The sequence below is a fragment of the Paraburkholderia nodosa DSM 21604 genome (assembly GCF_000519185.1).
Classification (GTDB): Bacteria; Pseudomonadota; Gammaproteobacteria; order Burkholderiales; family Burkholderiaceae; genus Paraburkholderia; species Paraburkholderia nodosa.
Genome location: NZ_JAFA01000028.1, coordinates 66651 through 82067, shown reverse-complemented (window position 1 = coordinate 82067; position 15417 = coordinate 66651). Strand labels below are relative to the sequence as shown.

The following is a 15417-nucleotide window of genomic DNA, read 5'->3' as shown; positions in this document are numbered from 1 at the left end:
CGATATACCGTGCCGCGCGCGAGTCCTCGCGCACCGGCCGGCGCCGGCTTTTCCACTGGAGACACGTATGGCAGACACGCTCAGCGCCCAACCCGCCGTCACGGCCGACACGCTCGCCGCCTTTTCCGACGCCTTCAACCGCCATGACGCCGACGCGCTGATGGGGTTCATGACCGAAGACTGCGTGTTCGACGCGGCCGGCGGCCCCGAGGTATACGGCGCCCGCTTCGTCGGGCGTGAGGCGGTGCGCGCCGCTTTCGAAGCGGTCTTCCGCACGTTCCCCGACGCCCATTGGGGCGGCGGCCGCCACTACGTCGCGGGCGAACGCGGCGTATCCGAATGGGTGTTCAGCGGCACGCATGCCGAAGGCTGGCGGATCGAAGCCGAAGGCTGCGATCTCTTCGAATTCCGCGACGGCCTGATCGCCGTGAAGCGCGCGTTCCGCAAGGAGCGCCCGAAGCAGGCCGCCTGACCCGCGTGCAGCGGCGCAGCGGCGCATCGGCGCAGCGGCGCAGCGGCGCATCGGTCGCCCAGTGTTTTGAAACGAAACGTTCCATTCCATTTCAGATTCACCCATCAAGGACGGAATCCCTTGACCCTCATTGGGTGCCGAATAGCATTCAAAACACGGCGTTCCGTCAAACGATAACCGGAGACAGTTGATGAGCGAAAAGACCCCCACCCAGACGGCCAGCGGCCCGCAGGACATGACCCCGTCCGAGGCCTTTGTCGAAACCCTCGCGGCCAACGGCGTGACCGACATGTTCGGCATCATGGGCTCCGCGTTCATGGATGCGATGGACATCTTCGCGCCCGCCGGCATTCGCCTCATTCCCGTCGTTCACGAGCAGGGCGCAGGGCACATGGCCGACGGCTACTCGCGCGTATCGGGCCGCCATGGCGTCGTGATCGGCCAGAACGGTCCCGGCATCAGCAACTGCGTGACGGCCATCGCGGCGGCTTACTGGGCCCATAGCCCGGTCGTGATCGTCACGCCCGAAGCCGGTACGATGGGCATCGGCCTCGGCGGCTTCCAGGAAGCGAATCAGTTGCCGATGTTCCAGGAGTTCACGAAGTACCAGGGCCACGTGACGAACCCCGCGCGCATGGCCGAGTACACCGCGCGCTGCTTCGACCGCGCCATGTCCGAAATGGGCCCGACCCAGCTCAACATTCCGCGCGACTACTTCTACGGCAAGATCAAGGCCGAGATTCCGCAGCCGCGCCGGCTCGACCGCGGCCCCGGCGGCGCCGAAAGCCTCAACGAAGCGGCCGATCTGATCGCGGCCGCGAAGTTCCCCGTCATCATTTCCGGCGGCGGCGTCGTGATGGGCGATGCGATCGAGGAGTGCAAGGCGCTCGCCGAACGCCTCGGCGCGCCCGTCGTGAACAGCTACCTGCACAACGATTCGTTCCCGGCGAATCATCCGCTCTGGTGCGGCCCGCTCGGCTATCAGGGATCGAAGGCCGCGATGAAGCTGATCTCGCGCGCGGACGTCGTGATTGCGCTGGGCTCGCGCCTCGGACCGTTCGGCACGCTGCCGCAACATGGTATGGACTACTGGCCAAAAGACGCGAAGATCATCCAGATCGACGCCGATCACAAGATGCTCGGCCTCGTGAAGAAGATTTCGGTGGGCATTTGCGGCGACGCGAAGGCTTCGGCGCAGGCGCTGACCGAGCTGCTCGCGAACCGCACCCTCGTGAGCGACGCCAACCGCGCCGAGCGCGCCGACCAGATCGCGACCGAAAAGGCCGCGTGGGAAAAGGAACTCGACTCGTGGACGCACGAGCGCGACGCCTACAGCCTCGACATGATCGAAGAGCAGAAGCACGAGCGCCCGCCCAGCGGCGGCGAGTATCTGCATCCGCGCCAGGTGCTGCGCGAACTCGAGAAGGCGATGCCCGAGGACGTCATGGTGTCGACCGACATCGGCAACATCAACTCCGTCGCGAACAGCTATCTGCGCTTCAACAAGCCGCGCAGCTTCTTCGCCGCGATGAGCTGGGGCAACTGCGGCTATGCGTTCCCGACGATCATGGGCGCGAAGGTGGCCGCGCCCCACCGCCCCGCAATCTCGTATGCGGGCGACGGCGCCTGGGGCATGAGCCTGATGGAAACGCTCACTTGCGTGCGCCACAACATTCCGGTGACGGCCGTCGTGTTCCACAACCGTCAGTGGGGCGCCGAGAAGAAGAACCAGGTGGACTTCTACGATCGCCGCTTCGTGGCGGGCGAGCTGGAAAGCCCGAGCTTCGCCGGCATCGCGAAGGCGATGGGCGCAGAAGGCATCGTGGTGGACAAGCTCGAGGACGTGGGTCCGGCGCTCAAGCGCGCAATCGATCTGCAGATGAACCAGGGCAAGACGACCATCGTCGAGATCATGTGCACGCGCGAGCTTGGCGATCCGTTCCGCCGCGACGCGCTTTCGAAGCCCGTGCGCCTGCTCGACAAGTACAAGGACTTCGTCTGAAGGGCCAGCCGCAGCCGGCGCGCGCGGTATGTTGCAAGCAGGTGCGCGCGGGCTGCGTCCGATCGCCGGCCGCAGGCGGTGCACCCGCTTGTGGCCGGTTTTCGTCTGGACACGCCAACTGCTGGCGTGAGTGCATTCGTTTGTGCGTCCGTGAGCCCATGACACCATGAAAGCCCTGAACCGTATCGTCGAAAGCGCCCGCTTCGCGCCCATGCGCATCGTGCTGTGCGAAGCCGATGACCCACGCGTGCTCGCCGCCGCGGCGCGGGCGCATCAGGAGGGCATCGCGCGCATCATGCTCCTGGGCGACCCGGGCACCATCCGCGCGGCCGCTGCGCGCGAGTCGCTCGATCTCGGCGAGATCACGCTGATCGACCCGCAAAAGAGCGCATGGCGAGCGGCCTTCGCCGACCAGCTGGTCGCGCTGCGCGGCGCCAAAGGCATGACGCCCGCGCTCGCGTGGGAGGAGGCCGCGAAGCCGCTCGTCTTTGCCAACCTGATGGTGCGTCTCGGCCACGCGGACGGTTCGGTAGCGGGCGCCGTTCACACGAGCGCCGATGTGGTGCGCACGGCCATCCAGCTGATCGGCGTCGAGCCGTCGTTCAAGCTCGTATCGAGCTTCTTCCTGATGATGCTGTGCGAGCCGTTCCATCGCTATAAAGGCGGCCTGATCTTCTCCGACTGCGCGCTCGTGGTGGACCCCGACGCCGCGCAGCTCGCCGAGATCGCCATGGCCGCCGCCGACAGCGCGCGCAGCCTGCTGATGGAAGAGCCGCGCGTGGCGATGCTGTCGTTCTCGACGAGCGGCAGCGCCCACCATGCGAGCGTGGACAAGGTGATCGAGGCGACACGGCGCGTGCACGAGCAGCGCCCCGCCCTCTGCGTGGACGGCGACGTGCAGCTCGACGCGGCGCTCGTGGCGGAGATCGCCGAGCGCAAGATCGAGCATTCGCAGTGCGGCGGCCACGCGAACGTGCTGGTCTTCCCGAATCTCGACGCGGGCAATATCGGCTACAAGCTCGCGGAGCGTCTTGGCGGCGCGAAGGCCATCGGCCCGCTGATGCAGGGCCTGAACCGGCCCGCCAACGATCTCTCGCGCGGCTGCTGCCCCGAGGATATCTATTACGTGATCGCCACCACGGCGGTCCAGGCGCAGACGGCCCGCCAGCGCGACGTCACTCACTCGAAGGAACCCCACGCAGCATGACGCATGAGAAGGTCCTGGTGCTGATCGCCGTGATCGGCGCGGCCAGTTATTTCCAGACGATCACCGGCTTCGGCCTCAGCATGATCGTCATGGGCGCCACGAGCGGCTTCGGCCTCGCGCCGCTCGCAAGCATCGCCACCCTGCTGAGTCTCGTCACGCTCGCGAACAGCGCGGCGGCACTGCCCGGCAAGCTTCACCATATTGACTGGCGGGCCGTGGGCGCCGCGACGCTCGGCGTGCTGCCCTCGGTCGTGGTGGGTGTCCTGGTGCTCGACTATCTAAGCGCTTCGGCTTCCGGCATGCTGCAATTGCTGCTCGGCGCCGTCGTGCTGTACGGCGGCCTGGGCGCCGCGCTGCGGCCCGCGCCGCTCGCGCAACGCTCGGGCGACCGCAGCTTTTTCGTGAGCGGCGTGTGCGGCGGCCTCCTGAGCGGCATGTTCGGCGTGTCCGGGCCGCCGCTCATCTTCCAGTTCTATCGCCAGCCGCTCAAGCTGATCGAGATTCGCTGCGCGCTGATCCTCCTTTTCACGGTGACGTCGCTCACGCGCGTGCTGTTCAGCGCCTGGGAGGGCGAGCTTCCCACTTCGATCTGCATCGAGGCTGCGCTCGCCGCGCCGGTCGTGATGCTGATGACGCTCGCGGCGCGCCACTACCCGCCGCCGCTTTCTTCCCTCGCGATGCGCAGGCTGGCGTTCGGCGTGCTGATGATCATTGGCGCTTCGCTCGTGCTGTGTGCGGTGAAGGCGCTGATGGTTTGATGTGAGCTGGGGATTGCCCGCGCAGGAATCGATAACCGCGCGCAGGCCGCCGCCATTGCGCTAACGCGGCGCGCCAATCCATCGCGCAAGATCGATCAGCCGCGCCATATCGAGCGCCTCGCCAGAGTCGATCGCGACGCAATGCCGGTAGTACGGACTGAGGTCCAGCCCAACACCCAACCCGATCACATCGACATCGCGCATCGCCTCGTGCCTCGCCACCACCTCCTTCAGGTGGTTGTCGAGATAGAAGGCGTCGTTCGTCTGCGCCGTGGCCGTGTCCATCGGGCTGCCGTCCGAGATCGCAACGAGAATGCGCCGCGCCTCGGCGCGGCTCGCGAGCCGCGCGCACGTCCATTCCACGGCCTCCCCGTCCACGCCCTCGCGAAACAGGTCCGCCTTCAGAAGCGCGGCGATGGCCGGGCGGGCGCGCCGCCAGCTCTCGTCGGCGGACTTGAACACCATATGGCAGGTCTCGTTCAGGCGCCCCGGATGGGGCGGCCGCCCGCCCCCGAGCCAGTCCGCACGCGCCCGGCCGCCGTTCCAGGCGAGCGTCGTGAAGCCGAGCACTTCCGTCGCGATGCCCGCCTGCTCGCATGCGCGCGCGAGCAGATCGACCATCATCGCAACGGGCTCGATATGCGCCTTCATGGACCCCGAGCAATCGATCAGGAAGCCCACCACGCAATCGCTGCGCGGCTCGAACCGCTCGCGCCTGAACACGCGCCGCTCGGCGGGCGAGCTGACGACCTGCGCGAGGCGTCGGCCGTCGATGCGGCCGTCCTCCTCGCCGAAGAGCCAGCCGTCGCGCTGCGGCACCGCAATCGCCATCTGCAGCGCGCGCGCGAGCCGCGCAACGTTGATACCGCACGCGGCGATGCGCTCGTCGAGCCGCGCCCGATACTCGCGCAGCAGCGCTTCGCGCACGCGCTCAGCGGGACGGATTTCGCGGTCGTACTGCGTCGTGTATGCGCGATAGCCATTCGCCGCCTCGGCCAGCACGCGGCTTACGCCGGTCGGGGCGAGCGCGGGCAGCTCGACACTCGTTTCGTCGAAGTCGACCCACAGCGAGAACGACGTCAATGCGTCGTCGGGTGCGCGCGCTTCCTCGGCGTCGTCCCCTGCCCGCGCCGCGCGCGCGTCGTCGAGCATCGTCGCGACGCGGCGCGCCAGCTCGCGGGCATGCGCCGCGTAGGCGCGTTGATCTGCGCGAGTCGCGCGCAGCCCCGCAAGCTGCACGCCGATCTCGGGCACGATGCCGCCGCGCGTCGCTTCGATCAGGTCCTCGGTCTCGTCGAGCACGGGCCAGCCGCTCACGCGCGACCATACGATCTGCGCCACCGTATAGAGCAGGATGCCGAGATGGCCTTCGCTCAAGCCCGCCCGGCAATACGCGCGCGACCACGTTTCGAAGCGGTGCCGCAGGTTGTGCGCGAGTCCCGGCATGCCGGGCGGCAATTGCGCTTCGCAGCGCACCTGCTCGAACAGCTCGAACAAGAGGCGCTCAATCGGCGCGTCGGGAGACAGCCGCCGGTGCAACGCCGCGTCGGAATGGAGCAGCCGCTGCGCGGCCGCGTCGGCGGCGCCACGCAGCGAGGCGAACTCGTCCTCGTAGACGTTGCTGCGCAAATGCGGCGCATGCAGCGGCAGGGGCCGCGACTCGCGACAAAGCCGGCCGCCGCGATAATGCAGCGCGGCGTCGCCGGTGAGCGCGCGCACGGCGGCCGCGCATAACGACTCGCGCCGCAGCGCGGTGCGCACGGCCTCGGGCGTGGGCGTGGCGCTCACGCGCGAGGCTCCCGCGGTTCGCCGCCCTCGCCGCCCTTCGCGGTGGCCGCTGCGTCCAGCTCGACGCCAAAGCAGCGCTGGTAGTACTCGGCGACGATTGGCCGCTCGGCCTCGTCGCACTTGTTCAGGAACGTGAGCCGGAACGCCAGCGCGGGGTCGTGGAAAATCTGGCAGTTCTCGGCCCAGTCGATGACGGTGCGCGGCGACATCAGCGTGGAAAGATCGCCGGTCGCGAACCCCTTGCGCGTCATCGCCGCCATGCTGATCATCGAATCGACGAGTTGCCGGCCCGCGTCGTCGGTCATCTCCGGCACACGGGCGAGCACGATGCCGGCCTCCTCCTCGCGCGGCAGGTAGTTGAGCGTGGCGACCACGTTCCAGCGGTCCATTTGCGCGTGGTTCAGCATTTGCGTGCCGTGATACAGGCCGTTGAGATTGCCGAGGCCGATCGTATTGGTGGTCGCGAACAGGCGGAAGTGGGCGTGCGGGCGGATCACGCGATTCTGGTCGAGCAGCGTGAAGCTGCCGTCGCGCTCGAGGATGCGCTGGATCACGAACATCACATCGGGGCGGCCTGCGTCGTATTCGTCGAAGATCAGCGCGACCGGACGCTGCAGCGCCCACGGCACGATGCCCTCCTGGAACTCCGTGACCTGGCGGCCGTCGCGCACGACGATGGCGTCCTTGCCGACGAGATCGAGCCGGCTGATATGGCCGTCGAGATTCACGCGCACGCAGGGCCAGTTCAGGCGCGCGGCGACCTGTTCGATATGCGTGGACTTGCCCGTGCCGTGCAGCCCCTGCACCATCACTCGCCGGTTGCGCGTAAAGCCGGCGAGTATCGCGAGCGTGACTTCGGGGTTGAAGCGATAAGCCTCATCCACATCGGGCACGTGGGCGTCGCGCTCGCTGAAGGCCGGCACCATCAGGTTCGAATCGAAGCCGAAGCGCTCGTGCACCGAGACCATGCGGTCCGGCCCCTCCATCGCGCGTTCTGTGGTCATCGCGTACTCCTTGTCGCGTTCATGACTGCATGCAGGCTGCGGCTTCATTTGCCGAAGCGGCCGGCGCCCGACTCCGTTGCGGCGGGCGGCCACGTCGCGAAGGACGGCGCGTAGTCGCGGGCACGCTCACGGATGCGCGCGCGGCGCTGCAGCCATGCGTAGGTGACGAGCAGCACGGCGAGGCTCGCCACGCCGAGCCAGAGCGGCTTGCGCTGCTCGGGGATGAACGCCATCGCGACGAGAATACCCACCATGCCGGCAATCGCCACCCACGTGAGGTAGGGGAAACACCACATCTTCACGCGCAGCTCACCAACTGCAGCCGGATCGAGACGCTTGCGCAGACGCAGTTGCGATAAGGCGATCAGCAGATAGACAAAGATCGCGACCGTGCCATACGAGTTGACGAGGAACGCGAACACCGTATCCGGCGACACGTACGACATCACGACCGACACATAGCCGAACACAGTGCCAAGCAGTATCGCGCGCACCGGTACGCCGCGGCGGTTGACTTTCGCTAGCGCCGCCGGTGCGTCGCCGTGGCGGGTCAGCGCGAACAGCATGCGCGAGGCCGCATAGAGCCCCGAGTTGAGCGCCGAGAGCACGGCGGTCAGCACGATCGCGTTCATGATGTTCGCGGCGGCGGGCAAGCCCATCACCTGGAGCGCGCTCACATAGGGCGTCGACATGGCCGGCGAATTCCACGGCACGAGCGCGACCACGAGCAGTACGGAACCGACGTAGAACACGAGCACGCGCGTGATGACGGAGTTCGTGGCTTTCGCGACGGCCTTGGCGGGCTCGCGCGCCTCGGCCGCCGCGATCGTGACGATCTCCGCGCCGAAGTAAAAGCCCGTTGCCGCGACGGCGCCGCTCAATACCGGCCCGATGCCCTTCGGCATGAGGCCGCCATGGCCGAGCAGCGTCGGCAATACGGCGGTTGTGTGCAGCGACGATGGCCACAATCCAAGGACATAGAGGCCGCCGAGAAAGAGGAAAACGATGATCGCCGCCACCTTGATCGAGGAGAACCAGAACTCGAATTCGCCGTAGCTGCCCACCGAAATCAGGTTCGTTGCGCTCAGGAGTACGAGCAATACGAGGCTGATGAGCCAGGCGGGCGCGTCCGGTAGCCAGAACTGGACGAGCTTGGCGCCCGCCACCGCCTCGACGGCGACCACGATTACCCAGAAGTACCAGTACATCCAGCCGGTGAGGAAGCCGGCCAGCTTGCCCGGTCCGCGCCAGGTAGCGAATGCTAGACGTGCATATTCGTAGAACGAACCGACTGCGGGCATGGCGCACGCCATTTCGCCGAGCATGCGCATCACCAGCACGACGAGGCCGCCGGTGATGAGGAATGAGAGCACGGCGGCTGGGCCGGTCTGCTGGATCACGACGCCGCTGCCGACAAAAAGACCGGCGCCGATTACGCCGCCTAGTGCGATCATTGTCATGTGGCGCTGCTTTAGGCCACATTTCAGTTGCTGGTTGTCCATCGGGGGTTGCATGTCACCTCCACAGATATCGGGGAATCGGTTTTGGGGCGCCTTTTGGGTGGCGCTTTTTTGTTTTGCTTTGTTTTGCTTTGTTTTGTTTTGGCTTTTGTGGGTTTTCTTGTTTTCGCGTCGGGACGCAGGCGTTGCCCCTGTGCGGGGCGGCACCTACTTTTCTTTGCCAGCGGCAAAGAAAAGTAGGCAAAAGAAAGCCGCTCAAACCGCCAGCGCCTGCCACCGTTCACATCTCGCCGTAATTGGTGAATGGCTCCGGAGCGTCTGTCGCCTCGCACCACCAAAGTGAGTGACAAGGCAATCATTCATCCCGCTGCTCGCTACGCGCGCTGCGGTTGGGCCTGCAAGGGAAACCAGGGGGCATTGTCAGCCTTAGCGAGAATGCACGCGCACCAATGGTCTTTGGTTATGCCATTCGGCGCGCGGAGCGCCGCCGGAGGTATGAGCGCCTTGTCACTCCGTTTGGGGGCGAGTGGTGACAGACGCTCCGGAGCCATTCACCAATTACGGCGAGATGTGAACGGTGGCAGGCATTAGCGGTTTGAGCGGCTTTCTTTTGCCTACTTTTCTTTGCCGCTGGCAAAGAAAAGTAGGTGCCGCCCCGCACAGGGGCAACGCCTGCGTCCCGACGCGAACAAAAGCAAAGGCCAAAAGCGCACACCATCAAGCCTTCTCATCCCGCCTGAAATACTGCAAATAAAGCATCCTTTGCCCAATCCGCCGGAACGGCGCAAACAGATGCCCAGGCAACGGCGTAGTAAAAATCGGCAACGTATGCTGCCCACCCTTACCGGCGATACGCTCAGCAAGCCTCCTCCCAGCCTGCTGCGAATAAGACACCCCATTCCCCCCATAGCCAAGTGCATAAAACACCGATTGCCGGGGATCGGGCTGACACACCCGAGGCATCATGTCGTGGCTCACATCCACCCAGCCCCACCACGAATAGTCGATCTGCACGCCACGCAGCGCCGGAAACTTGCGCGCCATGCCTTCCTTGAGCAGATCGAGATGACGCGGATTAGGCGCATCATCGCCGGTAATCGCGCTGCGGCTGCCGATCTGCAACCGGCCGTCAGGCAAGAACCGATAGTAAAAACGCAGCGTGCGCGTGTCCGTGAGCACCTGAGTCGTGCGAAAGCCGCACGCGGCGATCTCGGCTTCGGTGAGCGGGCGCGTGACCATCGAATTCGAGAGAATAGGCATGATCTTGCTGCGCAGCGTGGGATGCAGCGTCTGCGCCGTGTACGCGCCGGTCGCGATGCCAACCGCGCGCGCCCGCACCACGCCGCCCGGCGTGCGCAAGTGATGCACGCCATTGATGGTCTCCCATCCCATCACCGGGCTGCTCGTGTGGACCTTCGCGCCAGCGGCACGTGCAAGGCGCAGATAACCGAACGCGAGCTTCAGCGCATGGATGCCGATCCCTTCCGGCTCGTGCAGCGCGCCGGCCGCCTCGTGGTCGTCGATGAATTCGCGGCGAAACGTCTGCGCGCTCAAAAGCTCCGACGGATAGCCGAAAACGTCCTTCCAGACCTTCGCCTCGGCGGCGAGCTTCGCCATGATGCGCGGCCGGTGCGCGATCAGGAAGTGGCCGCCAGGCTGTGGATCGCAATCGATCTCGGCAACGAGTTCCTTGAAATGATCGAAGCCCTGCTGGATTTCGTCGTGCATTTTCAGGGCGACATCCTTGCCCCAACGCTCGATCCATTGCGAGCGCGAGAGGCGCCCCGAGGCGTTCTGCCCCTGTCCGCCATTGCGGCTGCTGCAGCCCCAACTCGTGCGGTTCGCCTCCAGCACCACGGCCTTGATGCCATGCTCGCGCGCGAGGCAGAGCGCCGTGGCGAGCCCCGTGTAGCCCGCACCGATGATCGCGACATCCACGTCGAGATCTTTCGTGACGGGGCCGTCGTCGGGCGGCGGGCTGCCCGCCGTCGCGACCCAGTAGGTCGGCGCGTAATCCTTGCCGACCCCAGGGCCCGGCGAGACGAGCGGATCGTACGTGGGGTCGTACTTCGTGGAGCCGGACTCGCTCGCGGCAAAGCCCGCGGCGGCGGAATCGACTGTGCTGTATCCCATGATCAATGCTCCACAGGCTTCGTGAAGACGCTTGCATGCTCCGCTGCGAGAGCGGTTCCTGCCGACTGCCTGTTCGTCATGCCTGTCTCCTGTCGAATTGAGCTGGCGCTTTGGCGCCCGACTCTCATCCTTTGCAAAGCTGTCGTCGTTCTTTGGCGCTCTGTTGGTAAAAATTCTAGGCAGACCAGCATCGCGCAGGTAGAGCCAGTGGCCCGGTATCGCCTGGTACAGCGGCCTGGTGCAGTGGCCTGGTACAGCGCAGGGATCATTTGCATGACGTATCGGGGTAATCCGCTACGTAACCCCGCGAACTTTGCGCTCATACTGAAAATGTGCCCGGAAACTCGAACAATTCGTTTCATTTCCACGCCCTTCAGGAGGAAGCCGATGCGCGAGACAGCGCGAGAGACGACGCAAACCCCAACGCAAAACAGGGCGCAAGACAACGCCCCCGCGCTGCGCGAAGAATCGTCGGCGGACGACGCCCGCGTGTTGCGCGCGCTCGTGGTGCTGGAGCAACTGGCGTCCGCGGGCCAGCCGTATACGCTTTCGCAGTTATCCGCCCGGCTGCATATTCCCAAGGCGACGCTGCTGCGGCTCATCGATTCGCTGGAAGCACGCGGCTATGTGATCCACATGCCCGATTCGCGTGGGCACGACCGCAGCATCGCGCTGGGCCCGCGCGCGGCGCAGCTCGCGCTCGCCACGCTCGCCAACAACACCTTCACGCGCTCGTGCCGCGTGCTGCTGCGCACCCTCGTGGAAGCGCTCGGCGAAACCTGCAATCTCACCGCGCTCGACGGCGACCGCGTGCTCTATATCGAGCGCGTCGAAACGACGGAGCCGCTGCGCATGGAGATGCGTCCGGGCATGCACGTGCCGCTGCACTGCACCGCGAGCGGCAAGCTCTTTCTCTCGCAGATGAGCGTGCTCGAGCGCAACGCGCTGCTCGAACGCCTCGTGCTGACAAAGATGACGCCCCGCACCCTGACCGCCCCCAGGGCGCTCGCGGCCGAGCTTGAACAGCTCGCGGTGCGCGGCATCGGCATCGACAACGAAGAGTTCGTGCGCGGCATGGTGGCGATAGCCGTGCCAGTGCGCGACCCCGCCAGCAAACGCGTGCTCGCCGCGCTTGCCGTACATGCCCCGACTGCGCGCGCGACCCTCGAGGAACTGCTGGAGTCGGTGGGCCGCATGAAGCAAACGGCGACCAGACTCGCGCCGCTGCTCCAGGGGCTCTCGCTCGCCTGAGCGGGCGCCGGTGCGTCGCCGCTTCGGCGGCAAAACGGCCGCGCTGCGCCGTAGACTTCTGATTCCGTTTCGGCAGTTTCCGTTTCACTTTCGGCCCGTGCGCACGATCCCCGCTTGCGGTCGGCATCCCCTTCCCCGACATTGATCCGAAAACGCGGCACGTCATGCCGCTCCTGGATTTCGAGGAGACGGGATTCATGGACCATGAGGTCGACTACCTGATCGTCGGCGCCGGATCGGCCGGTTGCGTGCTTGCCCACCGGCTGAGTGCCGACGCGCGCAACGCCGTGCTGCTGCTCGAAGCGGGTGGCGAGGACAACAATCCGTGGATCCACGTCCCGGTCGGCTACTTCAAGACCATGCACAACCCCGCGCTCGACTGGTGCTACCGCACCGAGCCGGACGAAGGCGTGGCCGGCCGGCAGATCGACTGGCCGCGCGGCAAGGTGCTCGGCGGATCCAGCTCGCTCAATGGCCTGCTCTACGTGCGCGGGCAGCGTGAGGATTACGATCGCTGGGCGGCGCTCGGCAATCGCGGCTGGAGTTATGCCGACGTTCTCCCGTATTTCAGGAAGTCCGAGGACCAGGAGCGCGGCGCGAACACCTGGCACGGCGTAGGCGGCCCGCTGAAGGTCTCCGATCTGCGCTTGCGCCGGCCCATTGCCGATCATTTCATCGCCGCCGCGCAGGAAATCGGCATCCCGTTGAATGAGGACTACAACGGCGCGGTCCAGGAAGGGGTCGGCTACTTTCAGCAGACGGCCTATAACGGCTTTCGCTGGAGCACCGCGAAGGGCTTTCTCAAACCCGCACGCAAACGCAGCAATCTGATCGTGGAAACGCGGGCGCAGGCGAGCCGGATACTGTTCGAAGGACGCCGTGCGGTCGGCGTGGAATATCTGCAGGACGGCGTGAAAAAGCGGGCGCGTGCGCGAGTCGAGGTCATTCTCGCTTCGGGCGCGATCGGCTCGCCGCAAATTCTTCAGCACTCCGGAGTTGGCCCGGCGCACGTGTTGCGCAACGCTGGCGTTGCCGTGCTGCACGACTTGCCGGGCGTCGGTCAGAACCTGCAGGACCATCTTCAGGTGCGGCTCGTGTTCCGCACGCGCGAACGCACGCTCAACGACGAGGTCAACCATCCGTTGCGCAAGGCGTGGATCGGTTTGCAATACGCGCTCTGGCGCACCGGGCCGCTCACACTGGCGGCCAGCCAGGTGGCGATCTTCACGCGATCGAACCCCGCGGCCGAGCGCCCCGACATCCAGTTCCACATGCAGCCGCTGAGCGCGGACAAGCCCGGCCAGGGCGCGCATCCCTTCTCGGCGTTCACGGCGTCCGTCTGCCAGTTGCGGCCGCATAGCCGCGGCAGCGTCGAAATCCGCTCCACCGACCCGCTCCAGTATCCGGCCATTCGCGCCAACTATCTGTCCGATCCGCGCGACCACCCCGTCGTGATCGGCGGCATTCGCGTGGCGCGCCGCATCGCCGCCGCGCCGTCGCTGGCACCGCACATCGTGTCCGAGTTCGTGCCCGGCGAGCGGTATCAAAGCGATGCCGAGTTGCTGGATGCGGCGCGCCAGTTCAGCCAGTCCATCTATCACCCCGCGGGCACCTGCAAGATGGGCCGCGACGCGACCGCAGTCGTCGACGAGCGCCTGCGCGTGCATGGCCTCGCCGCGCTGCGCGTCGTCGATGCGTCGATCATGCCGGAGCTCGTCTCCGGCAACACCAACGCCCCCGTGATCATGATCGCGGAGAAAGCCGCCGACATGATTCTCGAGGACCACGCGAGCCTTTCCCGGCTGCAACGGGAGCATGCCGAAGCCTACCCCTGAAGTCACCCGGCGCAAGGGCTCGAGTAAGTAGTTTGCGCAGCACGGCAACGACACGCAGCAAACAAAGGATACCTTACGAAAATACCTGCTTTTCAAGAGGCCGCACCGCTCCAGGTGCGCCCCAAAAAGGAGACAGCCATGAACGCATTGCCCCGCACCGACGCCCGGCAGATGAGGCGCGTGGTCGTCGCGAGCCTGATCGGCGCGACCATCGAGTGGTACGACTTCTTCCTCTACGGCGTCGTCGCCGGCATCGTCTTCAACAAGCTTTATTTCCCGAGCGGCGATCCCCTCATTTCGACGATGCTCGCCTACGGCACCTTCGCGGTGGGCTTCCTGAGCCGTCCGCTCGGCGGCATCGTCTTCGGTCACTTCGGCGACCGGCTCGGCCGCAAAAGCATGCTGATCATGACGCTCTCGATCATGGGCGTCGCCACCGTGTTGATCGGCACGGTGCCGACCTATGCGCAGATCGGCCTGTGGGCGCCCGCGCTGCTGCTCGTCCTGCGCGTTGCGCAGGGTTTGGGCCTTGGCGGCGAATGGGGCGGCGCCGTGCTGATGTCGTTCGAATACGCGCCCGAAGGCAAGCGCGGCCTCTATGCGAGCATTCCGCAGATCGGCCTCGCGATCGGGCTCTGCCTCGCGTCGGGCGTGGTCGCCCTGCTCTCCTCCGTGCTCAGCAATGCGCAGTTTCTCGCCTGGGGCTGGCGCGTGGCGTTCTTCCTTTCCTTCGCGCTCGTGGCGATCGGCATGTATATCCGCCTGCGCGTGCTGGAAACGCCCGAGTTCGAACGCGTGAAGCAACAGGGCGCCGAGGTCCGCGTGCCGATCGCCGAGGTGCTCGGCCGCTATCCCGGCAACGTGCTCGCCGGCATGGGCGCCCGTTTCATCGACGGTGTGTTCTTCAACGTCTTCGCCGTTTTCACGATCGCCTATCTCACGCAGACGCTCAAGCTCTCGCGCACCGACGCCCTGCTCGCTGTCATGGCCGCCGCGTTCACGATGATCTTCACGATTCCGTTTTTCGGCCGACTTTCGGACCGCATCGGCAGAACCCGCATCTACTTCTGGGGCTCGCTCTTCACGGGCTTGTCGTCGTTCTTCGGCTTCTGGCTCATGAAGCACAGCGGCGGCTCGCCGGTGCTCGTGTGGATCGCCGTGATCATTCCGCTAGGCGTCATTTACGCTTCTGTCTATGGGCCCGAGGCGGCGCTCTTCGCGGAGCTGTTCGACGCCAATGTGCGCTACTCCGGCATCTCGTTCGTCTATCAGTTCTCCGGCATTTTCGCGAGCGGCATCAGCCCGATCATCGCGACCTGGCTTTTGCAGCGCAACGGCGGCGATCCGTGGCTCATTTGCCTCTATACGATGTTCGCGGGTCTCGTGAGCGCACTCTCGGCCGCGTGGGTGGGCCGCCGCCATCACTCGCGGCAACTTGCCATGAGCGGGGCGCGGTGAGTGGCTCGCGGCGCTTCGCGCGCGGCATGCAATGCGGCACTACATGGCG

The 15417-nt window shown here is 65.9% G+C and carries 11 protein-coding genes; 7 read left to right on the top strand and 4 right to left on the bottom strand.

Annotated features, from left to right (window positions below):
- Positions 1-67: 67 nt before the first annotated feature.
- From A3CW_RS0131375 to A3CW_RS0131360, 4 genes are all read left to right on the top strand, one after another.
- Positions 68-472, top strand: a complete 405-nt coding sequence (locus A3CW_RS0131375) for a nuclear transport factor 2 family protein (protein WP_028207100.1) — start codon at positions 68-70, stop codon at positions 470-472.
- 190 nt (positions 473-662) lie between these two features.
- Positions 663-2474 (top strand): sulfoacetaldehyde acetyltransferase, encoded by a 1812-nt coding sequence (xsc, locus tag A3CW_RS0131370; protein ID WP_028207099.1) that lies wholly within the window; start codon positions 663-665, stop codon positions 2472-2474.
- Between the two features lie 166 nt (positions 2475-2640).
- Positions 2641-3681, top strand: coding sequence for a phosphate acetyltransferase (gene pta, locus A3CW_RS0131365; protein ID WP_028207098.1), 1041 nt, complete (start codon positions 2641-2643; stop codon positions 3679-3681).
- Positions 3678-4439 (top strand): sulfite exporter TauE/SafE family protein, encoded by a 762-nt coding sequence (locus A3CW_RS0131360; RefSeq protein ID WP_028207097.1) that lies wholly within the window; start codon positions 3678-3680, stop codon positions 4437-4439. The genes pta and A3CW_RS0131360 overlap by 4 nt, the downstream gene beginning before the upstream one ends.
- A gap of 60 nt (positions 4440-4499) precedes the next feature.
- Here the strand turns inward: A3CW_RS0131360 and A3CW_RS0131355 are convergent, their stop codons facing one another.
- The 4 genes from A3CW_RS0131355 to A3CW_RS0131340 form a co-directional block, all read right to left on the bottom strand.
- The gene (locus tag A3CW_RS0131355; RefSeq protein ID WP_028207096.1) at positions 4500-6227 is read right to left on the bottom strand and encodes a cobaltochelatase CobT-related protein; all 1728 of its coding nucleotides are present in this window, start codon (positions 6225-6227) and stop codon (positions 4500-4502) included.
- Entirely contained in the window at positions 6224-7231 is a 1008-nt protein-coding gene (locus A3CW_RS0131350; protein WP_407669780.1) for an AAA family ATPase, read from the bottom strand. Before A3CW_RS0131350 ends, A3CW_RS0131355 begins: the two co-directional genes overlap by 4 nt.
- Before the next feature lie 44 nt (positions 7232-7275).
- Positions 7276-8733, bottom strand: coding sequence for an amino acid permease (locus tag A3CW_RS48130; RefSeq protein ID WP_407669781.1), 1458 nt, complete (start codon positions 8731-8733; stop codon positions 7276-7278).
- A 675-nt stretch (positions 8734-9408) separates the two neighbouring features.
- Positions 9409-10824 carry an NAD(P)/FAD-dependent oxidoreductase gene (locus tag A3CW_RS0131340; RefSeq protein ID WP_028207094.1) on the bottom strand — a complete coding sequence of 472 codons (1416 nt, stop codon included), beginning with the start codon at positions 10822-10824 and terminating at the stop codon, positions 9409-9411.
- 387 nt (positions 10825-11211) lie between these two features.
- On the opposite strand from A3CW_RS0131340, the gene A3CW_RS0131335 reads away from it, so the two are divergent.
- From A3CW_RS0131335 to A3CW_RS0131325, 3 genes are all read left to right on the top strand, one after another.
- The gene (locus A3CW_RS0131335; RefSeq protein WP_051481832.1) at positions 11212-12075 is read left to right on the top strand and encodes an IclR family transcriptional regulator; all 864 of its coding nucleotides are present in this window, start codon (positions 11212-11214) and stop codon (positions 12073-12075) included.
- A gap of 197 nt (positions 12076-12272) precedes the next feature.
- A complete protein-coding gene (locus A3CW_RS0131330) occupies positions 12273-13910 on the top strand; it encodes a GMC family oxidoreductase (protein ID WP_028207092.1) in 1638 nt (545 codons plus the stop codon).
- A 138-nt stretch (positions 13911-14048) separates the two neighbouring features.
- Positions 14049-15368: an MFS transporter gene (locus A3CW_RS0131325; RefSeq protein WP_028207091.1), complete on the top strand. Its 1320-nt coding sequence runs from the start codon at positions 14049-14051 to the stop codon at positions 15366-15368.
- Positions 15369-15417 lie beyond the last annotated feature (49 nt).